This window comes from Acinetobacter sp. SH20PTE14, assembly GCF_021391555.1.
Taxonomy (GTDB): domain Bacteria; phylum Pseudomonadota; class Gammaproteobacteria; order Pseudomonadales; family Moraxellaceae; genus Acinetobacter; species Acinetobacter amyesii.
Genome location: NZ_CP090067.1, coordinates 419,336 through 445,733, shown reverse-complemented (window position 1 = coordinate 445,733; position 26,398 = coordinate 419,336). Strand labels below are relative to the sequence as shown.

General features: G+C 42.5%; 25 protein-coding genes. 11 read left to right on the top strand and 14 right to left on the bottom strand.

Going from position 1 to position 26,398, the window contains the following annotated elements:
• Positions 1–53: 53 nt before the first annotated feature.
• Complete coding sequence (rpsJ, locus tag LXF01_RS02125) at positions 54–365, bottom strand: 30S ribosomal protein S10 (RefSeq protein WP_000070912.1); 312 nt, start codon at positions 363–365, stop codon at positions 54–56.
• 268 nt (positions 366–633) lie between these two features.
• Positions 634–1,371, bottom strand: a complete 738-nt coding sequence (locus LXF01_RS02120) for a type 1 glutamine amidotransferase (protein ID WP_078189281.1) — start codon at positions 1,369–1,371, stop codon at positions 634–636.
• A gap of 158 nt (positions 1,372–1,529) precedes the next feature.
• On the opposite strand from LXF01_RS02120, the gene LXF01_RS02115 reads away from it, so the two are divergent.
• From LXF01_RS02115 to LXF01_RS02085, 7 genes are all read left to right on the top strand, one after another.
• Positions 1,530–2,732 carry a PLP-dependent transferase gene (locus LXF01_RS02115; protein ID WP_180173255.1) on the top strand — a complete coding sequence of 401 codons (1,203 nt, stop codon included), beginning with the start codon at positions 1,530–1,532 and terminating at the stop codon, positions 2,730–2,732.
• Positions 2,733–2,746: 14 nt separating this feature from the next.
• Positions 2,747–4,330: a helicase HerA-like domain-containing protein gene (locus LXF01_RS02110; protein ID WP_233944974.1), complete on the top strand. Its 1,584-nt coding sequence runs from the start codon at positions 2,747–2,749 to the stop codon at positions 4,328–4,330.
• 150 nt (positions 4,331–4,480) lie between these two features.
• Entirely contained in the window at positions 4,481–5,689 is a 1,209-nt protein-coding gene (gene hmpA, locus LXF01_RS02105) for an NO-inducible flavohemoprotein (RefSeq protein WP_078192460.1), read from the top strand.
• 86 nt (positions 5,690–5,775) lie between these two features.
• Positions 5,776–6,219, top strand: a complete 444-nt coding sequence (locus LXF01_RS02100) for an RrF2 family transcriptional regulator (protein ID WP_233944973.1) — start codon at positions 5,776–5,778, stop codon at positions 6,217–6,219.
• Positions 6,220–6,304: 85 nt separating this feature from the next.
• On the top strand, positions 6,305–7,165 hold the full coding sequence (gene yihA, locus LXF01_RS02095; RefSeq protein ID WP_180173252.1) for a ribosome biogenesis GTP-binding protein YihA/YsxC: 861 nt from the start codon (positions 6,305–6,307) through the stop codon (positions 7,163–7,165).
• 157 nt (positions 7,166–7,322) lie between these two features.
• The gene (locus tag LXF01_RS02090; protein ID WP_180173251.1) at positions 7,323–8,267 is read left to right on the top strand and encodes a metal-dependent hydrolase; all 945 of its coding nucleotides are present in this window, start codon (positions 7,323–7,325) and stop codon (positions 8,265–8,267) included.
• Between the two features lie 220 nt (positions 8,268–8,487).
• Positions 8,488–8,913 (top strand): VOC family protein, encoded by a 426-nt coding sequence (locus LXF01_RS02085; RefSeq protein WP_233944972.1) that lies wholly within the window; start codon positions 8,488–8,490, stop codon positions 8,911–8,913.
• On the opposite strand, the gene LXF01_RS02080 is transcribed toward LXF01_RS02085, so the two are convergent.
• Together LXF01_RS02080 and LXF01_RS02075 are read right to left on the bottom strand one after the other, a co-directional pair.
• On the bottom strand, positions 8,910–10,169 hold the full coding sequence (locus tag LXF01_RS02080; RefSeq protein ID WP_233944971.1) for a dicarboxylate/amino acid:cation symporter: 1,260 nt from the start codon (positions 10,167–10,169) through the stop codon (positions 8,910–8,912). The two genes, LXF01_RS02085 and LXF01_RS02080, sit on opposite strands and share 4 nt — an antisense overlap.
• Positions 10,170–10,416: 247 nt before the next feature.
• Positions 10,417–11,289 (bottom strand): acyl-CoA thioesterase, encoded by an 873-nt coding sequence (locus LXF01_RS02075; protein ID WP_180026061.1) that lies wholly within the window; start codon positions 11,287–11,289, stop codon positions 10,417–10,419.
• 287 nt (positions 11,290–11,576) lie between these two features.
• Between LXF01_RS02075 and plsB the strand changes: the two genes are divergently transcribed.
• Positions 11,577–14,150 carry a glycerol-3-phosphate 1-O-acyltransferase PlsB gene (gene plsB / locus LXF01_RS02070; RefSeq protein ID WP_180024343.1) on the top strand — a complete coding sequence of 858 codons (2,574 nt, stop codon included), beginning with the start codon at positions 11,577–11,579 and terminating at the stop codon, positions 14,148–14,150.
• A gap of 346 nt (positions 14,151–14,496) precedes the next feature.
• Here plsB and LXF01_RS02065 read toward each other — a convergent pair whose 3' ends face one another.
• Complete coding sequence (locus LXF01_RS02065) at positions 14,497–14,826, bottom strand: class I SAM-dependent methyltransferase (RefSeq protein ID WP_233944970.1); 330 nt, start codon at positions 14,824–14,826, stop codon at positions 14,497–14,499.
• Positions 14,827–14,977: 151 nt separating this feature from the next.
• A complete protein-coding gene (locus tag LXF01_RS02060; RefSeq protein WP_180173247.1) occupies positions 14,978–15,757 on the bottom strand; it encodes an NAD-dependent epimerase/dehydratase family protein in 780 nt (259 codons plus the stop codon).
• A gap of 59 nt (positions 15,758–15,816) precedes the next feature.
• Here LXF01_RS02060 and recG point away from each other — a divergent pair, with 59 nt between their 5' ends.
• Both recG and LXF01_RS02050 read left to right on the top strand, forming a co-directional pair.
• Positions 15,817–17,862 (top strand): ATP-dependent DNA helicase RecG, encoded by a 2,046-nt coding sequence (gene recG / locus LXF01_RS02055; protein ID WP_233944969.1) that lies wholly within the window; start codon positions 15,817–15,819, stop codon positions 17,860–17,862.
• A 139-nt stretch (positions 17,863–18,001) separates the two neighbouring features.
• On the top strand, positions 18,002–18,634 hold the full coding sequence (locus tag LXF01_RS02050; protein ID WP_180173245.1) for a ComF family protein: 633 nt from the start codon (positions 18,002–18,004) through the stop codon (positions 18,632–18,634).
• 43 nt (positions 18,635–18,677) lie between these two features.
• On the opposite strand, the gene LXF01_RS02045 is transcribed toward LXF01_RS02050, so the two are convergent.
• Together LXF01_RS02045 and LXF01_RS02040 are read right to left on the bottom strand one after the other, a co-directional pair.
• The gene (locus LXF01_RS02045) at positions 18,678–19,085 is read right to left on the bottom strand and encodes an NUDIX hydrolase (protein WP_180173244.1); all 408 of its coding nucleotides are present in this window, start codon (positions 19,083–19,085) and stop codon (positions 18,678–18,680) included.
• Complete coding sequence (locus tag LXF01_RS02040) at positions 19,082–19,690, bottom strand: TIGR00730 family Rossman fold protein (RefSeq protein ID WP_180024338.1); 609 nt, start codon at positions 19,688–19,690, stop codon at positions 19,082–19,084. Before LXF01_RS02040 ends, LXF01_RS02045 begins: the two co-directional genes overlap by 4 nt.
• A 155-nt stretch (positions 19,691–19,845) precedes the next feature.
• Here LXF01_RS02040 and LXF01_RS02035 point away from each other — a divergent pair, with 155 nt between their 5' ends.
• A complete protein-coding gene (locus tag LXF01_RS02035) occupies positions 19,846–20,859 on the top strand; it encodes a CorA family divalent cation transporter (protein ID WP_233944968.1) in 1,014 nt (337 codons plus the stop codon).
• An 80-nt stretch (positions 20,860–20,939) separates the two neighbouring features.
• Here LXF01_RS02035 and LXF01_RS02030 read toward each other — a convergent pair whose 3' ends face one another.
• From LXF01_RS02030 to LXF01_RS02005, 6 genes are all read right to left on the bottom strand, one after another.
• Positions 20,940–21,200, bottom strand: coding sequence for an STAS domain-containing protein (locus LXF01_RS02030; protein WP_218945760.1), 261 nt, complete (start codon positions 21,198–21,200; stop codon positions 20,940–20,942).
• 39 nt (positions 21,201–21,239) lie between these two features.
• Complete coding sequence (locus LXF01_RS02025) at positions 21,240–21,875, bottom strand: MlaC/ttg2D family ABC transporter substrate-binding protein (protein WP_233944967.1); 636 nt, start codon at positions 21,873–21,875, stop codon at positions 21,240–21,242.
• A gap of 17 nt (positions 21,876–21,892) precedes the next feature.
• On the bottom strand, positions 21,893–22,573 hold the full coding sequence (gene mlaD, locus LXF01_RS02020; protein ID WP_233944965.1) for an outer membrane lipid asymmetry maintenance protein MlaD: 681 nt from the start codon (positions 22,571–22,573) through the stop codon (positions 21,893–21,895).
• Positions 22,573–23,352 (bottom strand): lipid asymmetry maintenance ABC transporter permease subunit MlaE, encoded by a 780-nt coding sequence (mlaE, locus tag LXF01_RS02015; protein WP_180077073.1) that lies wholly within the window; start codon positions 23,350–23,352, stop codon positions 22,573–22,575. The genes mlaD and mlaE overlap by 1 nt, the downstream gene beginning before the upstream one ends.
• Positions 23,349–24,167: an ABC transporter ATP-binding protein gene (locus tag LXF01_RS02010; protein WP_111885426.1), complete on the bottom strand. Its 819-nt coding sequence runs from the start codon at positions 24,165–24,167 to the stop codon at positions 23,349–23,351. Before LXF01_RS02010 ends, mlaE begins: the two co-directional genes overlap by 4 nt.
• Positions 24,168–24,574: 407 nt before the next feature.
• Positions 24,575–26,386 carry a DEAD/DEAH box helicase gene (locus tag LXF01_RS02005; RefSeq protein WP_078189302.1) on the bottom strand — a complete coding sequence of 604 codons (1,812 nt, stop codon included), beginning with the start codon at positions 26,384–26,386 and terminating at the stop codon, positions 24,575–24,577.
• Between the last annotated feature and the right edge of the window lie 12 nt (positions 26,387–26,398).

Genomic DNA, 26,398 nt, shown 5'->3' with positions numbered 1-26,398 from the left:
AAACCTCTAAAAAAGCGGCCTAATTAACTTAGAGCGTTAATTAACCGAAAGCCTTAACCCAAAGCGATCTGAACATCAACACCAGCTGCAAGATCTAACTTCATCAATGCATCAACAGTTTTATCTGTAGGTTGAACGATGTCGATCAAACGTTTGTAAGTGCGGATCTCGTATTGGTCACGCGCATCTTTGTTAACGTGTGGTGATGTTAAAACATTAAAACGTTCGATACGTGTAGGCATCGGGATTGGACCACAAACTTGTGCACCAGTACGTTTTGCTGTTTCTACGATTTCTTGAGCTGATTGATCAATTAGACGGTGATCAAAAGACTTAAGACGGATACGAATTCTCTGGTTAGACATACCAGTTAACTCCAAGCCAAATATATAAAGAATCACCCTTGACGCATCTCACCCCACTTTAAAAGAGGCAAGTGTCAAGAGCAGTGAAATATCACTAAGGTCACGATCGATGCCGTGACTGTCACGATGTTAACTACTTTATTCGTAGCTAACCCCCTTCATCAAAGGGTCGCCCATTATAGCTATTGTTTAATGCATAAGCAAATCCCTTTTGCTGTTTTTCTTATATTTTTCATTTTTTATGCAAGATCAATTGCTTAACTTTTAATCAATAGGCATTTTTTCTTAATACATACTCTATTGCTTGGTTTAGTATTTGATTTCCCTCAATAAATTTGTTTTTTGCGCTTTTCCGTAGATCATGTACTGGCTGTACATGTGTTCCTGAAAAAAATGCCACCTCTTCATCATTTTCCAAAAATAAATCGAGTACTTCTGGGGTAATTTCAGGATGAAATTGGAAGCCCAAAACATTTTGTCCAATTTGATACATTTGATTACGACATGCATCATTTTCCGCCAGTAATACCGCTCCTTTGGGAATTTCAAATGTTTCACTGTGCCACTGCATGACTTTAAACTCTTCAGGTAGTTTGAAACAGTCATGCGGTACGTTAGCAACCTTACGGATAGTCGTCCAACCCAATTCTTGTTGTGCATTTCGGCTCACCGCCCCACCCAAGGCATTGGCAATCAATTGCCCACCTAAACAAAGCCCGATTGCGGGTTTGCCGAGTGCTAAATAGCGTCGCAGCCACCGTTTTTCTATTTTTAACCATGGAAAATTGGCCTCATCATTCACACTCATGGTCCCACCCATGATGATGAGTAAATCGACATCTTCAACATGCGGTAAAGCCTCGAGATCTAAGGCTTGATCGACAGGTAATGCAAAGAATTCCGTGGCTGTAATTTTGGCCTGATGCTGTTTTAAAAATTCATAACAACTGCCGAACCCTTCGCCAGCAATATGCTGAAAATAATGTACTTTTAAATGCGACTTCATGCGCTAAACCTATTGTTGTTGCTCTGATATCGGTTTTGCAAGAATGAAGCCAACTTTGCTTTTCACTTAATTTTCTATACAAAAGCATCGTAAATCCATGCGTTTTAGTCGTATTCTTTTGAACATTCATTATTATTTTGATCATTTCAGAGCGCCACGTGAAAAAGAATCCTCAAACCGAACTCATTCATGCACCAAGAAAGGCACCGCAATACATCAATAGTGTTCAACCTCCCCTGTTTCGTGCATCCACTATAATTTTCGAAAATACAGATGCGCTATTTAATCGCCATTGGACTGATGATTATGACTATAGCTATGGAACACATGGCACACCCACTACATTTACCCTAGGCGATCAGATTGCTCAGATTGAAGGTGGCTTGTATCACTTACTCGCACCAAGCGGTTTATCTGCAATTAATTTGGTCAATTCATGTTTTTTAAGTCAAGGGGATGAAGTGTGGGTCGCAGATAATATCTATGGCCCCAATATGGACCATTTACGCAATTTAGAAACCCGCTATGGCATCGTGGTCAAGGTTTATAATCCTATTGATGTCGATTCATTTAGCCCTTCAGCGCAAGCCAAGCTTATCTGGTTAGAAGCAGCAGGTTCTGTCACTTTAGAGTTTCCAGATTTAGTCGGCTTGGTCAAAAAAGCTCAAGCGCAGAACATTCTCACTGCACTGGACAATACGTGGGGCGCAGGACTTGCCTTTAATGCTTTTGATTTTAGTGCTGAGCACCTGGGTGTCGATATCAGTGTGCATGCCTTGACCAAATACCCAAGTGGCGGCGGGGATATTTTGATGGGTTCAGTAATTACACGAGATAAAAAGCTTCATCACAAACTGTTTCGTGCGCACGCCATTCAAGGCATTAGTATCTCTGGTGATGACGCCGCGCAAGTACAACGCAGTCTGGCTTCTATGCGCCTGCGCTATGAACACCAGTCACAAAGTGCTTTAACTTTATTAAATTGGCTAAAACAGCAACCAGCCTTTGTACAGGTTTTACATCCTGCTGATGAAGCTTCCGCAGGACATCAGTATTGGAAAGAAATTTGTACAGAACAACACAGTGCCGGCTTGGTCAGCGTGGTATTTAATGAAAAATATAGCTTGCAAGATGTACGCCGTTTTTGCGATGCGCTGAAACTATTTAAACTCGGTTTTAGCTGGGGTGGCCCAGTCAGTTTAGTCATGTTATATAACTTAAAAGATATGCGTGTACTCGAACATTCACATATTCAAACCGGCTTACTGGTTCGCTTTTGTATAGGACTAGAACATCCTGCAGATTTAATACAAGATATAGAAAACGCACTACAACATTTAAATAAACAGCAACTCGAATAAATACAGGAACATCTATGGGTACACCAATTGTTATTGGCAAAAAAACACAAGACACTACACAAGATGTGGTGCTTCATTCACAATTTGCAAACCGCCATGGTTTGATTGCTGGGGCCACAGGTACTGGTAAGACGGTGACGTTGAAGGTGTTGGCAGAAAGTTTTTCTCGGCTGGGTGTACCTGTATTTTTAGCCGATGCCAAAGGGGATGTTTCTAGCCTTGCCAAAGCAGGTGAAAGCAATCCTAAGTTTGACGAACGAATTAAAAGTTTAAATATCGAGAGCATTCCTTTTGCTGCCTCCCCTGTGGTGTTTTGGGATTTGTTTGGTGAACAAGGACATCCCATTCGCACCACCATTTCTGAAATTGGTCCACTGCTCCTTGCCCGAATTCTGAATTTAAACGACACGCAAGAAGGCGTGTTATCTGCGGTCTTTCGTATTGCCGATGATCAGGGCTTATTGCTCATCGACTTTAAAGACTTAAAAGCCATGATCAGCTACGTCAGTGAACATGCAGCTGAATTTAAAAATGAATATGGCAATTTATCGCCTGCAAGTTTAGGTGCAATTCAACGTAATTTGCTTGCCTTGGCAGATCAAGGCGGTGACAAGTTCTTTGGTGAGCCTGCGCTCAATATCATGGATTTCATTCAAACGGATGCACAAGGTCGTGGCAACATCAACCTGCTCGCCGCCGACAAGTTAATGAATACCCCTAAGCTCTATGCGACTTTCTTACTGTGGATGCTGTCAGAACTGTTTGAACAATTGCCCGAAGTTGGAGATATGGATAAACCCAAACTGGTGTTCTTCTTCGATGAAGCACATTTATTGTTTGATAACGCCAGCCCTGCTTTACAAGAAAAGATTGAACAAGTGGTTCGTCTGATTCGCTCTAAAGGGGTCGGCATTTACTTTGTAACGCAAAATCCACTTGACCTACCTGAGAGTGTTTTAGGACAACTGGGTAACCGCGTTCAGCATGCGCTACGTGCATTTACCCCGAAAGATCAGAAAGCTGTTAAGACGGCAGCAGATACTTTTCGAGCCAATCCTGCGTTTAAAGTCGATCAAGTGATTACGGAACTGGCTGTAGGTGAAGCACTGATTAGCTGTCTAGATGAACAAGGCACACCCCAAATCGTTGAGCGTGCTTGGGTGATGCCACCCTACTCTTCATTTAGCCCAATTGCTGTAGAAGAACGCAAAGCTCTGATGGCAAATAGCGTTGTCGCAGGTGTGTATGACACCGAAGCAGATCGTGAAAGTGCCTATGAACTTTTACAAAATAAAGTGGCGGAGCGCCAACAACAAGCCGTCCAAGCGGAACAAGATAAAATAGAAGCCAAAGAACAAGAAGCGTTGGCCAAACAACAAGCCAAAGAAGCAGATGCACTCGCCAAACAGCAAGCACGTGAACAAGAACGCCTTGCGCGCGAACAACAAAAAGAAGCAGAGCGTTCAGCCAAACAACGTGAAAAACTGATTCAAGACACGGTAGGAACTTTTGCAAAAAGTGCTGCACGCAGCTTGGGCGGGTCGACAGGTCAGAAAATTATCCGTGGCCTCTTAGGTTCTATCTTCGGCAAGAAATAATCTAAAAGCCCAATTAAAAAGTACAAATTTATGGAATCTTTTTATATTCCATAATTTTTTTATGGTTTTTACTAAAACATGTATTGCGCGGATGTATTTAAAAATGTATTTTAAATACATCTTATAAATAACAGCCATGAGAGATCAGCTATGACTCCGCAGCAAATTGACCTAGTAAAAGCTACTGTTCCTGTTCTACGTGAAAATGGTGTCGCGCTGACTGGTTACTTCTATAATCGTATGTTGGGCAATAACCCTGACCTCAAAGAAACCTTTAACATGGGACATCAGCGCAGCGGTGCTCAGGCACAAGCCTTGGCGGGTGCTGTATTGGCTTATGCTGAAAATATTGAGGACCCATCTGTACTTTTACCAGTTGTAGAATTAATTGCGCATAAACATGTGAGTCTTAACATTCAAGCGCCAGACTATAATATTGTCGGCGAAAATTTGCTGCACTCGATCAGTGAAGTATTAAGCATTTCAATGGAAGATCCACTGATTGCAGCTTGGGCAGCAGCATATGGACAATTGGCAGACTTGTTTATCAGCACTGAAAAAGCGATTTATGAGCAACATCAGCAAACTAAAGGCAGTTGGTTAGGTTGGCGTAATTTCAAAATCGCGAAAAAAGTGGCTGAAAGTGATGAAATCACCTCATTCTACCTTGAGCCTTCTGATGGTGGTGATTTACCAAAATATGAAGCAGGTCAGTACATCTCTGTACGTGTATTGGTCGATGAGCTGGGTCTAAAACAACCACGTCAATATACACTGTCTACCAGCCCACAAGACAACTACTTACGTATCTCTGTAAAACGTGAAGATCAGAAAGGTGACTTGGTTCCAGGTTGGGTATCAAATACACTGCATGGCTTGGAGATCGGTTCAGAAATCGAAGTGTCTGCACCAACAGGTAATTTCTTCCTGATTGATTCACAAAAACGCAATGTCTTTATCAGTGGTGGTGTAGGTCTAACACCAATGATTGCGATGCTAAATCAGTTGGTGACTTTAGACATGCCACAACCTGTAACATTTATCCATGCCTGCCGTAGCAAACAAGTGCATGCAATGCATAAACACATTCAGGATTTGGAAGCTAAATACCCACGTCTTAGCACCTTTACAGCGTATGAGTTCCCTCATGCTAATGATAAGTTAGGTGAAGATTATGATGCTGCTGGTCGTCTAGACTTAGGCAGCATGGATACTGCACTGTTACCGATCAATGCGGATTATTACCTTTGCGGTCCAATGCCATTTATGGCTGAACAACAGAAAGCTTTAATTGCTCGTGGTATTCCTGCTAGCAATATTCACAGCGAAGCTTTCGGCACTGGTGGTGTAAAACACTAACTAAGCTATTCACCTGAAATACAAAGGGTTAGTTTAGTTATGCTAGACTAGCCCTTATTTATTTCTCTCAGACTCACAGTATTATCATGCAACTCAATAAATTCACCGATTATGCATTACGCATTTTGCTCTATATCGCACGTCCTCGTGATGTGCCTTATAACATTGCTGAAATTGCAGAAGACCTGCACGTTTCGCGTAATCACTTGGTGAAAATTGTGCATTTTATGGCAAAGCAAAACTGGTTAATCACCAACCGCGGCAAAGGTGGCGGTATTCGTCTAAACCCTGAAGCACTTGAGGCTCAGCTCGGTCAAATCGTACGGATTTTGCAAGGTAATCACCAGATTGTTGAATGCAACGACCCACCCTGCGTACTGCGCAGTCAGTGTGGTTTAAAAAGCATCTTAGATCAAGCTTTAGAACAGTTTTATCAAAGTCTCGATCAGTACAAACTTGCTGACGTCTTACAACCAAGCAGCGCATCTAAATTTACAACACAATCTCCAATTCAAATGATCAATCTCTAATTTCACTTTGCCTGCGACAAAATTCGCTTGCCTGCCCGACTTCCTTTATAATGCGTGTTGTTAAATCAGTTATTGAAGTTGGGTTATGCATCAGCACAGAGGAAAATCACGAAACAGTAAAGCGGCCAATGCGCCGAAGCAAAAGATTACTTATGAGAAAAAAGTAGACTCTGCGATTACTGAATATGCTGTGCGCTCGCTCAACTGGCTACGCAAAGCTGAGTTCTTAATGAGTGCGCCTAAACTCAACCTCTGCGTTGAAGATACCGGCTATGAAATTGCCTTTGCTGGCCGTTCCAATGCGGGTAAGTCGAGTGCTATTAATGCGCTCACTAACCAAAAACAATTGGCACGTGCGTCGAAAAAACCGGGTCGTACCCAAATGATCAACTTTTTCAGTCTAGGAAATCCTGATCAACGTTTGGTCGACTTACCGGGTTATGGCTATGCCGCTGTACCTGAAGCGATGAAAATCGTGTGGCAAAAAGAGTTAGAAAACTATCTGATACACCGTGAAAGTTTACAAGGTCTTGTGCTGTTGATGGATATCCGTCATCCACTACAACATTTTGACGTCATGATGTTGGAATGGGCACATTCACGTAAATTGTTCGTGCATGTACTGCTCACCAAATCAGATAAATTAAACCGTGGCCCAGCCTCTAAAGCACTACAAGAAGTGAAAGCGGCATTGAAAAAAATGAAACTTAACTTCTCTATCCAATTGTTCTCATCATTGAATAAACAAGGTTTAGAAGAGTTAGCGAGTGTCATGGCGGGTCGTCTAAACTTCACTCTAGAGCAATCCACAGAGTTTGATCTCGACAGCATACCTGAAGCATCGGAAGATGATATTGAAATCAATGTGGATGCGGAAGCATTCGATGACGTCGACACCACATCTGAAGATTTACCCCAAGCTGAAGGCAAAAATTCAGACCACTAATCCAGTATTTTTAAAGTCAGCGCAAGGATGATTGTCTGACAAAAAGTATCATCTGAAGATAATGAAATGTCCTGTATTGCTAATCACAATGCAGGATTTTTTTTGGATACTGAATATATCAGATGTGCACTCGATCACATAAAAACAAGGATAGGTCATGAAATTACTCTCCCGCTTGAAAAACACAAAACTTGGATCATCAATCGAATATAAAATTAAACCACGTAAAGTGAAATTTGAGTGGCAAGATACCCAAGTTGACTGGGTGCCCAACCAACCTTTTGTCAGCTATTTTATTAATGAAATTAACATGATCTTACCGGCTGGTGAGTTTTGGTTTTGCCGTCTGTATAACAAAGTATTGCCACAAATTAGAGATGAAAAACTAGCCGAGGACGTTAAAGCATTTATCCGCCAAGAAGCCATGCATGCTCAAGCACATAACTCTGCTAATAAAGAATACTTATCTCAGCGCAATATCAGTATTCAACGCAACCTTGAAATCATGGACTTTCTCTTTGGCAAACTGCTTGCGGACCAACCTCTAGGGCTCAACGTACCCAAAGCCTTGGATCATCAATGGGATCTCTTTCGTTTAGGGGTGATTGCAACTGTTGAACACATGACCTGTGTACTAGGTAAATATGCTTTATATAACAAAGAGTGGGAACGACTAGGCGCTGATGCGAATATGCTCGATCTAGTAAAATGGCATGGTGCAGAGGAAATAGAACATCGTACCGTGGCTTTTGATTTGTATCGTCATCTTGGTGGGGGCTATATTTCTCGCTATTATCAAAGTGTGATCGTAATTGCAGCCGTACTAGGTCTGTGGGTCGATGGTGCAGCACATATCATGCAGCAAGACTCGCGCTATGCATCGATTAAACCTGCCGTATATAAACCGTGGATTTGGCGTGAATGGGCGCGTATCGCGCAAAAAGACAATCGCTTATTGCCACATCCACTTTGGTTAGTGTCGCAGCAATTGGGGTATTTAATGCCTTGGTACGATCCTGTGCATGAAGCAAAAACGGAAGATGCGATTGCATACCTCGACAACTCTCCTGCTGCAAAACGTGCCGCACTGAAAGTCGCTTAAACACCACTTTAAAATCTGTATTAAGCAGGGTTCGCCCTGCTTTTTTTGTGCTCACATCCATTACGCTCCGTTTTTTATTGAGCAATCAACAAACTCAAGATGGATACGCTCATAAGTTCAAGGTTTAAAGTACAGTTATTCCGAGTTCCCTATTCTCTTTAAAATGTATTTATACTCAGTCTCATCCTAAAATAAAAATAAGCCATTCAGGAGCATCTCCATGCACGCTCACATCTCCGTCATTACACTGGCCGTGAAAGATTTACATGCTGCATTCGCGTTTGATCAAGAGGGTTTAGGTCCTAATAGCGCGGGGATTATTGGGACTGAATTTGAACATGGCGCTGTGGCATTTTTTGATTTACAACACGGTTTAAAGCTCGCACTCTGGCCGCAAGATAGCCTGAGTCATGACACCGGAATCAGTACATCAGCGTTTTGTCCAACTCAAATGTCTCTCGGACATAACGTCAACAGTCCCGCAGCCGTCGATCAAATCATGCAACAAGCCCAACGCGCAGGTGCAAAAACAATTAAGCCCGCACAGCCCACGTTTTACGGTGGTTATGCAGGCTATTTTCAAGACTTAGATGGGCATCTGTGGGAGATCGTCTACAACCCACATTTTAGTTCTTTATCTGCTTAATTCGACAACGCTGGTTCATCTACATCTCGCGTATGACGATCCACCACCACACTAATCATCATATCGCCCTGTACGTTCACCACAGTTCGCACCGTATCTAAGAGACGATCGATCGGCAGTAAAATCGCAATGGCTTCTGCAGGGAGTCCAACCGATTGTAAAACTATAATCATCGTCACCATTCCAGCGCTTGGAATACCCGGCGCGCCGAGTGAAGCAATCATGGCGGTTGCACAGACAATTAACTGCTGACCCAAGGTTAAATCTAAGCCCATCAAGTTGGCAATAAATAACGCAGCAGCAGCTTCATACAACGCTGTACCATCCATATTTAACTGTGTGCCCAATGGAATCACAAAACCTGCTGTTTGAGGACGTACGCCTAAATTTTCCTGCGCACATTTCATCGACAGTGGCATCGTTGCTGAACTTGAACTGGTTGCAAAAGCAGTGATTAAGGCAGCTCGTGTTCCTCTAAAAAATGTCAGTGGACTCATTTTCCCAAAGATCCAAAGCAGCAGAGGTAACACCACTGCCCCATGAAAAATCGTGGTCCCTGTGACTACGGCAGCAAACTCCGCGAGGCGACTCAACACCGAAATATCTTCTGTAGCAATCAATTTAGCCAATAATGCAAAAATACCAATCGGTGCAAGCTTCATCACCCAGCCGATGATCATCATCATGATGTCAAAAAATTGCTGACTGAGCTTTCTCACACTTCGGAATTTTTCACCACCTTTGACCAAGGCCACACCGAGAAATAGTGAAAACACCACGACTGCGAGTACGTTGCCATCACTAAAGGCTTTAAACGGATTGATCAGTGTATTTTGAATAAAATTGGTAAAGAATGAACCTGCTGTGAGGGTGTCAGGACTCTGATGCTGTTGCATTGCATCTTGGAACATGACGATGTCCACGCCCTGCCCAACTTTAAAAATATGCGCACATGCTAGACCCAAGATCAGTGCCAAAGTCGTGGTGGTGACACAGCAAGCCAAGGTAATTTTCCACGTACGACTCAGCTGACCACCTGCCTGTAAATTCGATACCCCCACCACAATCGAACTAAAGATCAGCGGAACCAAGATCATTTTCAGCAAGCCAATAAAAATACTACTGGCAATCCCCAAACCATACAGGCTGGCGGATAAAAACTGCGTCTCTGGAAACTGAATTAATAAAAACCCAAATGCCACACCCAATATTGCGGCAATTAAAATCTGCGTATTTAAGCTCATTGTGCCTTGCATTTATCATCCTTTATTCAGGCACTATGCCATGCGCCCCACTGGGAATCGAGGAATTTTTTGTCACATATACTGCTACAATTTTGCAAAGCATGTATTCAACCCAATTCAATTTGTACTGCACCCTAATTAGATAACTCGAATCCATGAGTAGATTCATACTAAAAATTGACGGCATAAAAAAACCGAATCAGAAGATTCGGTTTTTTCAGTATTCAGCTTTTACGACTTAACACATAGTGCTCAAAGCTTACTGGGTTTCAATTTCGCGTAAACGGATCAAGCCTTCTTGTGTCGTACTACAGACCAACTCACCGTTTTGCCACATGCGACCGAAATTTAGACCACGTGAACTAGCACTGACCGTGGCATCCATGTCATAAAGCATCCATTCATCCACACGGAATGGCTTATGGAAATACATGGCATGGTCAATACTTGCACACTGTAAACTTGGTGATAAATAACTTAAACCATGTGGACGTAGTGCAGTCGTCATCAGCGTAAAGTCTGAATAGAATGCCGCAATGGCCTGATGTAAAGAGATGTCATCAACATCGGCAGCAATCGTGTCATGGGTACGAATATAGTGTGCATACGATGGCGCAGCAGGCTGCGGTTGGTACGGGTTTTGTGGATCAATCGGGCGAATTTCCACATGACGGTCGCGCATAAAAGATGCGCGGACGTTTTCAGGGACAAACTCCACCATCATTCGTTTCAACTCAGCTTCAGATTTTAAATCTTCGACGGCTGGATATTCTGGCTCTGCAACTTGGTAGTTCAACCCTTCTTCTTGCTCTGCAAATGACACCATACACATAAAAATGGTTTTACCATGTTGAATCGCACGAACCTGACGACTCACAAAACTGCGTCCATCGCGAATACGATCCACTTCATAAATGATTGGTGCATTGATATCACCGCCGAATAAGAAATAGGCATGTAAGGAATGAGCTGGTCGATCTGTCGTATAAGATGCCGCACGGAGCGCCTGACCTAAAACCTGTCCACCAAAGACACGTTTCCCGACCAAATTTCGGCTTTGCCCACGAAAAATATTTTCTTCTAATTTTTCAAGACTGAGTAAATCAACCAACTCTTGTGTTAAGGCATTCATAACAAACCTATCTATCATTCGGGATTAAGCTAACGCAGGCAACATCAACAGATGTTTAAATATATTTTCCATTTTGCCATAAATCCAAACTAAAACCCTAAAGATTCGCTGACTGATCTGTCACCTTGCTGATGCAATATAACTGCTAAAAATACGTTTTTTAACGATAAAATCTTACAATATCTATGCAATTTGTCAGAAAATGACATACAGTTTTTAAGTACAATTACGCAGAATAGATTCCCCTCAGAATCTCTGTGGTTTGGTCATGAAAAGTAGGAGTTTGTATGTCCAAGAGCGGCTTTGGTCAGATGTATCGAAAGCTTTCGAGTAAACTGCTTGACCTTGTGGTAACACCGCATGTTTTAGGTGAAGTCCCTGTAGAACCTGTAGTGACTGAAACCGATACAGATACCGGCGTACAGACAACGAAAATTACCTGCTACGTTCTGCAAAATCATTCACGGAGTAATGCTTTAATTGTCGATGGTGAAACCCGTCGTTTAAAGCTACACCCTGCACTCGACCCAATGACAGTGGGTACGCAAACAGAAAAAGCATCTGTGGTGTTTTTACAACATCATGATGAAGACAACTTACTCAATCCACCGCCACATGCCTTTCCACCTCGTTTATTGCGTTTAATTGAGGTTTTGGAAAAAAATCCTGATGCGGATGTTGAGCTCGTTCCTGTAACCGTGCTGTGGGGTCGTGAACCCGATAAAGAAGATTCTTGGTTTAAATTATTATTTACCGATACATGGTCTACACCAAGCAAAGTGAAGCAGCTGGTCAATATTGGTTTGCACGGTCGTCAATCGTACCTCGAATTCCATGAGCCACAGTCTTTGCGTCGTTTGGTTGAATATGCCAAAACTACACATCCAAACTTGTCACCTGCGACTTATATTGTTAGCACACTGAATGATTATTTAGATGCGCAGCGTGAAGTGGTTTTGGGTCCGGATTTATCCGACCGTCGTAATGTGATGCATGGCCTGATCAAATCTACGGATGTGCAAGATGCGATTCGTCGTGAAAGCATTCGCAGTAAAATCAGTATGGTTGAAGCTGAGCGTCGTGCGATTGGTTATTTAAATGAAATCGTTTCTGACTATTCAGCATCAACAGTACGTTTTGCTGACTTAGCACTGACTCGTCTGTGGACACAGCTTTATGATGGTGTAGAAGTACATAACTTCAGTACCGTTCGTGAACTGGCCAAAGACTACGAGATCATTTACACCCCATGTCATCGTAGTCATATCGACTATTTATTATTGTCATATGTGATCTATAAGCGTGGTTTGATGGTGCCGTACATTGCTGCGGGTGATAACTTGAACATGCCATTTGTAGGGCAAATTTTACGTGGCGGCGGTGCGTTCTTTATTCGTCGTTCATTCCGTGGCAATGGTCTCTACACCACCGTATTTAAAGAATACCTCTATAGTATTTTGGCGCGTAATACACCACTTGAATACTTCATCGAAGGGGGTCGTTCACGTACTGGTCGTTTATTACCACCGAAGACCGGCATGCTCGCGATGACTGTCCATGGTCATTTACGCAATCCAGCCAAACCAATCGTGTTCTTACCGACCTATATTGGTTATGAGCGTTTAATGGAAGGTGCGACCTACGTTGGCGAAATGAATGGTAAGCCGAAAGAAGGCGAATCGATCATTGGGATTATGAAAACTCTGCGTAAGATCGAACGTATTTTCGGTAAAGTTCATTTGAACTTTGGTGAGCCAGTTTTCCTTGATGATATGCTGAAACAGCACAATGCAAGCAACATCAAAATCGAGAAAAATGACGACCCAATTCCGCCAGAAGTTTCGGATGCCATTAACAGTTCTGCGCATGTGATTTTAGAAAATATTAACCGTGCAGCAGTGGTGAACCCGGTTTCATTGCTTTCACTGATTTTATTGGCGACATCTAAACATACTTTAGATGAAGAGATTTGCATTAAGCAGTTAGATACCTATCGCGATCTTTTAACTGCCTTACCTTACGATGAGCGCATGCAAGTGACACCGCTGTCAGGTAAAGAAATCATTGCTTATGGTTTAAAACTCAAGCTGATTAAACGTGTTAATCATGTCCTTGGCGATATTATTGCCATTGCTGATAATCAAGCGGTGTTGTTAACCTACTTCCGTAACAACATCCTGCACGCATTTATTTTGCCATCACTCATTGCCGCTTTGGTTGAACATAATGGTTCTATTCGCCGTGGTGATTTAATTAATGTCATACGTACACTGTATCCATTCTTAAAAGCTGAGTTATTCCTCAAATGGAATAATGAAGAGCTTAAAGATCAGATCTGTGCGTACGCAGGAGTACTGATCAAAGCTAAACTGATTTCTGAAGATGCAGAAGGCAACCTGATCTCCCCTGCGCCTAACTCAGAGCAGCACAATCAGTTAGTAGTCTTGGCTGCACCTGTAATGCAAAGTCTTGAGCGTTACTACATGACTTTGGCTTTAATTACACAACGTGGTTCGGGCAATATCTCTACGCGTCAGGTTGAAGAACTCAGTCACTTGGTTGGTCAACGTCTATCTGTGTTGTATGAATTTAACTCGCCTGAGTTCTTTGATAAGGCCTTATTCCAAAGCTTTATTAAAGTCTTAACCCAACAAGGTTATATCAGCACCAATGAAAACAACGCCATTGTGTTTGATGAAAATTTCCAAAATGTTGCGCAGTATGCCAACCTCGTTTTGGATGATGTGACCCTGCAAATGTTGCAACACATTACGACCTTTAGTGATGAAGAGTTAAAAGAAGCATTAGATAAAGTTGCTGCGGAACAAGCCAAAAAACGCTTGAAACGTAAGAAGAAATAAACCGTTATGATTTTTTCGCCATAAAAGCGGAAGAAGATGAGCAAAATCAGGGACAAGTTGTAAAAAACTTGTCTCTTTTTTTTGGACTATACACAAGTATTTAGTTTTTTCTTTTTTAAAATTAAGGTATATACATTCCAAAATTTTGGAGTTCCATTGGCTAGCGGTTTATTGCCTTTAAATTCATCGATATAAATAATATCAAAGTCCGCATCAAACAATTGTTTAAGCTCTTCCTGTTCAAAACCTATAAATTTTTCAGAAAAATTATTTATCCAATCATCATCTTTCCCTAATAGTTGTATGAGTAAGATGCCTTACTCACTTAAGGATTCCTGCATTTTCTTTAAAACACTTCCAAGCGAATCCGTTGAACAAAAAACAAACTGAATAAAGCAATAATTAAACTAGCTTCAGGAAAGCTATAGTCTTCAAAGGCCTGATTAGAAAATAAAAAATTCTTATTGTCTTTAAATTTACTTAGACAGATATTTTTAGCGTCAACAGACGGATCAAATGCATTTACTTTAAAATGATGACGGAGTAGAAATGATGATTCATTTCCTGCACCACAATCAATCGCGATCTTTGGTAAATTCTCAAAATAACTCAAAGCTTTTTCCAAAATCGGTCTATGGGGTAGATTCTGAGTAAGTTCAGCAAATGATTTTGTCATTATTTAATTTTTAGCCTTTGAGATCCATTCGAAAATTTGAACAATACATGTTGTAAAAGACCTATCTTATTCATTTATAGAATTTCTTTTAATACTCACAAAGCTGCACTGAATTTTATACGTCACGACAATTTTACACTGCACATCACAATCAATCGTGCGCTAACTTAAAACTACTCTTCGTCATCCGCGTTGCATAAAGCTTTTTACCTGTTTCTACTTCACTCCCTAAAACCAATTCGGGTAAATGCATAGCTCTTTGCAAATCCAAGATTCGCTCATGTAAAGGTTGAGGTTGGTTATTAGTACAAATATATGATTTTTCAGGATGTTCCACGTGGAGTAGATGACACAGAAATTTTGTCAAATCATCGATATGTATTCGATTGGACCAATGAATATTGGGATAGCGATGAGTCGTTTCGGCCAATTTCTGCATTCGTGTTGTCGATGTGCCATAAATCCCTGATGGACGTACGATCACGCATTCAGTAGGAAATGCTTGTGAGTAGCAATGCTCCATTTCGAGTAACAGCATCCCCTGCTCATCGATCGGTTGTGGCACAGTGTCATCATCAATGCGCTCCCCCGCATGCTCACCATAGACACGAGTGGACGACACCACGATTAAACGTTGTATTGGATGACTTGCTAATGCTTGAACAATCGGCTGTACAGAATCGACATAAGTGTATCGATAAGCATCCACAGCATTGAATTGAGCATGACGTGCAGGAGCCAAAAGAATATAGACAGCATCAATCGGTTGAACCTGCGATAAATCCAGTTGGTGAACATCTTGGATTAAATGTTCTGCAAAATCATCCTCTTTCGCACTACGACTCACTGTGGTAATTTGGTGACCTTGCTGAAATAATTGTTTAGCAACACGTTGCGATGTTTTACCATAACCGATAAATAGAATATGCATCAAACGACCTATTCTCAGAACTGATCCATTTAGATCATATAAACCGAAGTTGAGGGGACATGGCTGCCGTCCATCAATTGCAAGGGGTTGGCAATGCCGCCGCTGCTTTACTTGAAAAACTAAATATTTTCACAACAGATGATCTTTTGTTTCATCTGCCACGCGACTATGAAGATCGTAGCACGATCATCCCCATGAACCAATTGACCGTGGGGCGCAGTTATTTACTGGAAGGCACTGTCAAAAGTATCGACTTTCCTCCCGGTAAGCGCAAATCGATGGCCGCCCTACTGAATGACGATTGTGGCAAAGTTACTTTACGTTTTTACCATATTTACAAAGGCATTACTGATCGGGTGAAACCAGGGAATCGTTTACGGATTTTTGGTGAAGTCCGTGTTGGTGCTCGTGGCTTAGAAATGTATCATCCTGAACTACAGGTGATTACTGAACACACGCCTTTACCACAAACCCAACTCACTGCGATTTACCCCGCAACCGAAGGCTTAACGCAGTCCAAACTGCGTGAATATGTCAAACAAGCACTACAGTTATATAGTGATGACTTACCTGAATTATTGCCGGAAAAATTCACCAATGGCTATGCCCTAAAACAAGCACTGGACTATATTCATCACCCCCCTGTCGATGCCAATATGTTGCAACTCAGCCAAGGTTCTCATCCAGCACAGCAACGTTTAATTTTCGAAGAATTGGTTGCCCATCAGGTCAGTTTGCTCAGCCGCCGTGCTTATATTCAACAAATCGAAGCACCGTCATTCTCTGCAAGTAAGAACTTCACCAAACAACTTTTAAGTACGCTGCCATTTGAAATGACCGGCGCACAAAAACGCGTGTCCAAAGAAATTGCGGTCGATCTGAAAAAGAACAAACCTATGCTTCGACTCGTACAAGGCGATGTGGGTGCAGGTAAAACCTTGGTTGCAGGTGTGGCAGCCTGTCATGCGCTTGAGGAAGGTTGGCAAGTGGCCATGATGGCGCCAACAGAAATTTTGGCCGAACAGCATTATCTAAATTTCAAAAAATGGTTTGAGCCGATGGGTCTAACCGTGTCTTGGCTTTCCGGCAAGCAAAAAGGTAAAGCTCGAGCTGCTGCAGAACAAAGTATTCAAGATGGTTCAGCCAATTTAGTGGTCGGCACACATGCTTTATTTCAAGACAATGTACAATTTGCCAAATTGGGTTTAGTGATTATTGATGAACAACACCGTTTTGGTGTCGATCAGCGTTTGGCACTTCGGAACAAAGGTCTCAATGGCATGACACCGCATCAACTTGTGATGACGGCAACCCCTATTCCTCGTACCTTGGCCATGTCGGCTTATGGCGATTTAGATACCTCCGTCATTGATGAACTGCCGCCCGGTCGTACACCGATTCAAACAGTCACTATTCCACTTGACCGTCGTGAAGAAGTGCTACAGCGGATTGCCAGCAATTGTGCTGAAGGTAAACAAGCCTATTGGGTCTGTACCTTAGTTGAACAATCAGAAACTTTAGATGCTCAGGCCGCTGAAGCGACTTTTAATGAAATTAAAGAACGCTTTCCAGACCTCAATATTGGTCTTGTTCACGGCAAAATGAAGGCCGATGAAAAACAAGCAGTGATGCAGCAATTTAAAAATAATGAATTGCAATTACTGATTGCAACCACAGTGATTGAAGTCGGTGTTGACGTCCCGAATGCCTCAATCATGGTAATTGAAAATGCAGAGCGTTTAGGGCTTTCACAATTGCATCAACTACGTGGTCGTGTAGGACGTGGTGCAAAAGCCAGTTTCTGTGCCTTGCTGTATAAAAATCCCTTATCGCAAAATGGGCAAGAGCGTTTACGCATCATGCGCGAGACCAATGATGGCTTTATTATTGCTGAAAAAGATTTGGAAATTCGCGGCCCCGGTGAGCTCCTCGGCACTAAACAAACAGGCGATATGGGCTTTCGTGTAGCCAAATTGGAGCGAGATGATCATTTACTCAATCAGGCACACTATGTGGCTCAACAAGTCCTAAATGATTATCCTGCACAGGCTCAAGCGCTTTTAAAACGATGGCTGCCTGAAGCACCCCGTTATGCCTATGTATAATTAGGATGATGGTTCGATCATCCTAAAATACAGATTGGCTTTAACGAATAAGCTTGTCGAACAGGTTTCTGTGGTGTCGTGATTGCACTTCACCACAAACTGTGCAAAATACACAAAAAAGAATGATTAGAATAAAAACATGCTCCAATCTATCCAACACTACATCCAAAAAGGGATGCAGAGCGTTTCCCCTTGCTTGCTCTGTGGTATCGATCGACAACAACATCATTCGCTTTGTACCGACTGCTGGGCACAACTGCCTTGGTTTAAACAAATGGTTAATCGCCATGAACACAGCATCTCTTGTGCCTTTCACTATGATTTTCCAATAGATCGCATCATCCAAAGCTATAAGTATGAGCAACAATTGCACTATCAAAATTTACTGGCACAGAGCCTTTTAAGCATGCGCTTAGCTCGAGTTCAGGCCATTGTTCCCATGCCTATTTCAGTTGAACGCCTCAAGGACCGTGGATACAACCAAATGCTGCTCGTTGCACACATGATGGCAAAGCAATTGCGCATCCCTGTTTGGCAACCAGTGATTCGTCAAGCACAGCACGCTCAAAAAGGTTTAAGTCGGCTAGAACGCCTAGAAAATATCGAACAGCAATTTATTATCAACCCAACTGAAAAACGCCGTTTCCGTAAAGTCCTCATTATCGATGATGTAGTCACCACAGGGAGTTCAATCCATGCATTAAGCAAGCTGTTACATCAGCTACATTGCACGCAGGTATATGCCGCATGCATTGCTGCGGCACAGCCTTAGTTTCAAACATCAACCTCTAAAGAAAATGAACAAGCGAAGCGGTTTAGCTTTCAGCAAGAGATCGAGTCTGCTGCTTCACCCAAGGAATCACCACCTCACGTGTTAAAGGGGCGAGTTTTGTTTGTGTATCATCCAAGCTGACCCATTGCATCGCTGCAATTTCCGCATCAATTTTCGGTTCACCTTGCAACTGGACCAGATAGACATAACTCACCAGTAGATGATCTGCTTCGTTCGCAGCGGCCGTTTCAAAACGGCCAATGAATTGTTCAATCTGCGCAGCGCAGCCAATTTCTTCCTGAATTTCACGTAGCATGGTGATTTCAGGAGCTTCATGGGGTTCTAATTTTCCACCTACTTGCATAAAGAATGCCGTGTGTTTTTTACGAACCACTAAAAGTTCATGCTGTTCATTTAAAATAATGGCTGCGGCAACAGTGATAATTTTCATCTATCTTGTTCCAAATCGGCGATAAAGGCTGTACGTTCAACCATGCCCCATTTCGGCTCTGGCGCAGTGAAATGTTGAAACTGCTCAACAATCGTTTCAATATTATCTTCTGCAATTAAGCCTTCGATAAAACGCGGATGGGTAAAGCCTTTTTCTGCAGTTGTTTTTAGAAAATTCAATAAATCGTCATAAAAACCATCTACATTGAGAAAGGCACATGGCTTTAAATGAATGCCCAATTGAGCCCACGTCCACTGCTCAAAAATTTCCTCTAAAGTCCCTGCTCCACCTGGAATCGCCACAAAACCATCCGAGAGTTCAGACATTTTAGTTTTCCGTTGTTGCATATTTTCTACCACATGCAATTCGGTTAAATCTGGATGTGCCAATTCTTTATCGACCAAGACTTTTGGAATCACCCCAATGACTTGCCCACCTGCACGCAAAGCACTATCTGCCACAACACCCATCAAACCTGAACGGCCACCACCATAGACTAATGTAATACCTTGGGCCGCTAAATGACGACCGACTTTTTCAGCCACCTGTAAATAGGCAGGATTGTTACCAAGGGCGGAACCACAGAAAATTGCGATAGATTTCATTTATAATCACCATCAGATCAGGAACGCTATGCTGGAAAAATCAACTTTAAACAGATTTTTTCATAAATTAAGCATTAGAACAGTGTTTTTCAGCAAATCCTTGTCTAAAATACACCCATTCATTTTTAACTTACTGCGTAAGGGGAAAAGACAACATGCTTGAAGCCTTTTACGCCACAGAGCGCGGTAGCCTGGAAGATGTCACCATCAATGGTGACTTCGATTTACATCAGGATTTAGTCTGGCTCGATCTCATTGCCCCGTCTCAGGAAGAACAGCAATGGATTATGGATGCCTATGATCAGAATTTACCTACATTAAAATCATTAGAAGATATTTCGTCGAGTGCACGATTCTACCGTGATGACGATGGTATTTTGCACATCAGCACCTATTTTTTAACGAAAAATAAAAATTTTCAGGTCGATGGCGAACCCGAAGAAAATGCCAGCACCTTAGCTACCGTGCAGACAGTTGCCTTTATTTTGCATAAAGAGCGCTTATTCACTTTACGGGGTGAAAAGCTGGTGGCTTTCCGTGCCTTTCGTGCCCGTGCGCGTCGTAATGACTATGAAATTGACTATAAAGATCCAACTTGGATTTTATTGGGTCTTTTAGAAGCCAAACTCGATGAGCTTGCGGATATCTTGGAAGATATCCACAAGGACTTAGAAAAGTATTCCACAGAAGTACTGAATAACCGTCATCGTGAGATGATTTTAGACTTAGATGACATGATTACCCGACTTGCGCATTTAGAAGATATGCTCGGAAAAGCTCAGCTGTGTCTGATCGATTTACGTCGTGTTCTCACCTTCCTGTCACGTCCTCGGGCCTTGGGCAGTCATATTTATGATGCCGACATCCGAGAACTCAGCGAAGACGTTCGCTCTCTTGTTGAGCATGATGCCTTCTTATTCCAAAAAGTTCGCTTCTTACTGGATACCACTTCTGGGTTCATTAACACCGAACAGAATGATACGATTCGTCGATTCTCGATTTTACCAAGTATGCTTGCGCCACCGATGTTAGTGGCTAGCGTCTATGGGATGAACACCGATGTACTGCCATTCGCGCATGGTACAACCAGTTTTATCGTGGTCAGCTTAATCATCGTGGCATTCTTTATTGGCCCATTGATTTACTTCCGCTGGAAGAAATGGATTTAATCCGTTCCTATTGCGTAGACTTGCGAGAGTTTCTTGTCCCGCTAAAATAAAAAAAAGCACCGTAAGGTGCTTTTTTTTATTTAGATCAATTGCAAGTCATGCTCAAGATGACAGGCTTGAATAATCTTCATCATTTTTTCAGGGACTGCTTTAAACTGTAAACCTTGCGCTTTTGGCGTTTGACGTAACCAACGGACCAAAACAGCTAAAGCCAAAGTACTGCCATGCTCAAGCTCAGCAAGATTGACCACCAAGGGAAAAGCTTGCTGTTGTTGAATCAATTTCAAGCCGTCTTGATAGTACAATTCGGCATTGTTGTAATCGATTTTGCCTGAAACCATCAATTCTTGTTGATGAAGTTTAATCACACATCACCTATCTTATTTTTTCTTGTCTAATGCTGCATCAGCATCAGGTTTGAAGTTCGCAATTGCTTTATCAATGTTACCGCCATTACGTTTTACAGTTGCCGCAAACTGATTACGGAATTGTAAGCCAAGGTCGATACCCGAAACGTTGATATTACGGATTTTCCATTGTGAACCTTTATCCGTCAACTGGAAAGAGACTGGAATTTTTTCACCGTTGTTATGGAAATCAATCGTTACAACAGGGTTCTTACTGTTCGATGCTTTATAAGGACGCATGCTATATGTTTGGTTACTAAACTTAGCAAAAGCTGAACCATAGTTTTCGATCAGTGTTGCACGGAAGTTACGTTCAAACTGCGCACGTTGAGCCGCTGAGCTGTATTGATTCGTTGCATAAGTACCCATCACGATACGTGTGAACGCTTGTGAATCGATATACGGGTCTAAGTTTTGACGAACAATCGTTTTCACAGCCGCAGGGTTATTTTGTAGTTTTGCGTGGTCTGCTTTTAAACGTGTAATGAGGCCATCAGCCACTTTTTTTACAAATGCAGGTGGTGCTTCGCTTGGAGCAGCAAAAGCTGTACCTGCCATCATAGTTGATAAGATACTTGCTGTAAGCGTATGTTTTAACAATGTGTTCACTTAATTTCTCCTAAAAATTATTCAACAAATGCAGGTTCGTCTGCCGTTGTTGTGTCAGCAGCTTCTGTTTTTTGTTCAGCATCTGCTGTGTTGTCAGATTTGTTCCCTGCACCACCGGTCACAAATTTAGACACCAAATCTTCGATTTCCATCGTACCTTGGGTATTACCAATTTGGTCACCACGTTTTAAGAAGTTGACACCACCACCCGGTACAATTTTCAAATATTTCTCGCCCAATAAACCATTGGTTGCCACCATAATGTAAGCATCTTCATCGATATTGGTGATGGATTTCATGTTAGCAATCAGTTGCTGTTCCATTTCTTTTTGTTTCGTAGGTGTTGCTGCTTCATAATCTGATGTGTAACGCAGTTCTTCGAGTGCATTCTTTTGCACTTCTTTTAATTGTTCTGCATTGTAAGAGGTTAATGAGCCATCCATAATGAGATGTGCTGTCACTAAACGCGTCACAGGATCGAGTTTCAACGATTCCACTTGACCAACTTTAACACCGCTTAAGGTGACTTTGGCACGGGGTTTAATCCCGTTTACATTTTCAAATGTCGCGGTCAATTCATAACTGTCTTCAATGTTATTGCCGACCAAACCACTCACACGCATCGCCAAGAAGAAAATAGCGATAGCAAACAGAATGACAAAAAAACCGACGGCCAGTTCACTCGTACGTGATTTCATTAAATACCTCCGAACATGACCGCAGTCAACACGAAATCTGAACCTAAAACACACAACGAAGAATACACGACAGTACGCGTGGTCGACGTTGCAATACCTTCTGAAGTTGGGACACAGGCATAACCCTGATAGACCGCAATCCAAGTACAAATTAATGCAAAAACAAAACTTTTGATGATGGTGCCATTAAAGACATCTTTAAAGAATTGCACACTGTTCTCGATGCCACTCCAATAAGAGCCTTCATCCGCACCCAGAAAATCAACACCCACCAATTTACCGCCCATGATGCCGACCGCAGCGAAAATCACAGACAACATTGGTAAGCTAAAAATACCGGCCCAAAGTCGAGGCGAGATCACTCGTTTTAATGGATCGACCCCGATCATTTCCATACTCGACAACTGCTCAGTGGCTTTCATCAAACCAATTTCAGCCGTCAAAGCAGAGCCTGCACGACCTGCAAAGAGTAAAGCCGCCACCACAGGTGCAAGTTCACGCAGTAACGTCAGTGCAACGGCGGTACCGAGCATTGCTTCACTACCAAAGGTCGACAGAATACTATACATTTGCAAACCCAGTACCGAGCCAATAAATAAGCCAGATACCACAATAATCAGTAATGAAAGCACACCAACACGGTACATCTGATCAATAAACAATTTCACGCCAAGTAAAGTCGGCATGGAAAAAAGAATCTGCAGCAACATAATGGTTGCTACGCCGATTCCTCGAACACGTTCAATGACGCGTCTACCTAATGCGGCAATAGCATTCATGAACGAACCTCATGATTTAAATAGGGCTGATGACTGAATTGATAATCGACTGGACCTTCTACCGAACCCGTCAAGAACTGCTTCACAAACGGCGAGGCATGTGCTTTTAACTGCTCAGGTGTTCCCTCGCCCTGCACTTTCCCTTCAGCCACGACGTAGATGTAATCTGCAATTGATAAAGTTTCAGCTACATCATGCGAAACAATAATCGTGGTTAAATCTAAAGCTTCACGTAGCGAACGAATCAAGCGGGTTAAAACCCCCATCACAATCGGGTCTTGCCCTGCAAAAGGTTCGTCATACATGATTAACTCAGGATCCAGTGCAATTGCACGGGCCAAAGCCACACGACGATTCATACCACCCGATAGTTCAGAGGGCATCATTTGTTCCGCACCACGTAAACCAACAGACTCTAATTTCAACGCAACAATTTCAGCGATCAAATGCTCTGGCAACTTGGTATGGGCACGAATTGGAAAGGCTACGTTTTCATATACCGACATATCGGTAAATAATGCACCGCTCTGAAACAACATCCCCATACGCGCACGCGCAGCGAAGAGTTCCTGACGTGACATCTGTGCAATGTCCTGCCCATCAAGCAACACTTCTCCATTATCGGGAGTCAATTGACCACCAATTAAACGGAGTAAAGTCGTTTTACCTGTACCAGATGGACCCATAATTGCAGTGATCTGACCACGACGAATTTTTAAACTGACATTGTCATAAATGACGCGCTCTCCTCGCTTAAAACTCAGGTTTTTCACTTCGATCAGTGCCTGAGTCTGAGAAGACGTTTGATTATTCATAGCTGAGGATTTTCCTGCATTTTTTTCAGCATGCATACTATAAAGGATTGAAGTTTAAAATGTTACCATTGCATGAGCGCATATCCCTGCATTCCATCAGGTAAATTGTTTTTTATTATTAATGCGATTTTATAGAGGGTGTTTTCAACCCAATAGAAGAATTTAGTTAAAATAATTGTATATATAGTAAACGATATTACACAATAATAGTGTCAAACCGATATAAGGCATAAGTACCTCGATCATCACTGTACGCATATTTGCCAACGCGTTTCCGTTCATATTAATTATCATTAAACACATAAAGTTTGATCAAGTATACATTTTTCTGATTAAAAAGCTAATTTAAATCCATAAAAAAAACCGGTGTTTCCACCGGTTTTTTCGATATTTCTTTCGAAATTCAATTAGTCATTGAATTTACGACGTGGACGGTCTTCACCGAAAGTGCGTTCGCCACGTGGTTTATCATCACCGAAACGTTTTGGACGGTCATCGCCGAAACGTTTTGGACGATCTTCACCAAATGAACGTTGAGGACGGTCACCGTTGAATTCACGACGTGGACGATCTTCACCAAATGAACGTTTTGGACGATCGCCATAACCTTCACGAGCTGGTTTGTAATCTACACGGTTACCACGGTTGTCATCGTTAGAACGACGGTCAAAACCACCTTCACGACGTGGACGATCGCTGTTAAATTCGCGACGTGGACGATCTTCAAAACCGCCTTCACGACGTGGACGATCGTTGTTAAATTCGCGACGTGGACGATCTTCGAAACCGCCTTCACGACGTGGACGATCGTTGTTAAATTCGCGACGTGGACGATCTTCGAAACCGCCTTCACGACGTGGACGATCGTTGTTGTATTCGCGACGTGGACGATCTTCGCCACCGAATGAACGACGTTCGCCATCACGGTTGCCTTCACGACGTTTGAAGTTTGACTCACCTTCAAAACGACGACCGCCACCGAAACCACCACGACCACCGCGACCGCCATCACGACGACCACGACCGCCATCACGGCTACCACGTGCAGGAGGTGGAGATGGCTCAAGACCTTCAATTTCAGATACATTTAAACGTGCATCTAAGAAGTCTTCTAAAGCACGAATTTTACCGCGTTCACGGTAAGTCGCTAAAGTAATCGCGTTACCAGTACGGCCTGCACGACCTGTACGACCGATACGGTGTACATAGTCTTCGTTCTTCATTGGAAGACCGAAGTTAATTACGTGTGAAATAGTTGGTACGTCTAGACCACGTGCAGCAACGTCAGTCGCAACTAAGATTTTTGCACGACCTTCACGAATGCTACGTAAACGACGGTTACGTACAGTTTGTGGCATTGCACCGTGAAGAGCGACAACTGAGTGACCTGCTTCTGCAAGTTCTTCAGCCAACATATCTGTATCTTCTTGAGTAGATGCGAATACAACTGCTTGATCTACAGACTCATCAGATAACCAGTGAGTCAAAAGTTTTTTCTTGTGTTCGAAACCGTCAGTCCAGTGAAGAGTCTGAGTAATGTCAGTATTTGTAGAGTGACCAGTTTCAATCGCAATACGCTGTGGATCATTCATCATGCGTTCTGCAAGTGTAATGATACGCGGCGCAAATGTTGCAGAGAACATTAATGTTTGTTTACGGTTAGCAGCCAAGTCGCTGATCGCTTCTAGGTCTTCAGAGAAACCTAAGTCAAGCATACGGTCAGCTTCGTCAACGATTAACGCATCAACGTTGTCTAATTTAATTTGACGACGGTTCACCAAGTCAAGTAAACGACCTGGAGTCGCTACGACAACTTGTGCACCTTTAAGCTGTTGAATTTGTTTACCGAAAGGCATACCACCCATAATTGCAGCAATACGAACACCTTTCATATGACGTACTAAAGCAATTGCGTCTTGGCTCACCTGTTGAGCCAATTCACGTGTAGGGCAAAGTACAAGAATAGACGGTGCAGTTACCGCTTTCATGCGCTCTTTGAAAGACATCAAAGTGTCTTGACCAGCCAAAGCATTCACAGTTGGGAGTAAGAATGCAGCAGTTTTACCAGAACCAGTTTGGCTTGATACAAGAAGGTCTTTACCTTCTAATGCAGCTGGAATTGATTGTTCTTGCACTGGAGTCGGAGTAGTAAAACCTAGACCTTGTAATGCTAGTTGTAACGACTCATGTAAAGGAAAATCAGCAAAAGTTTTGCTCATAGAGTATTTCAC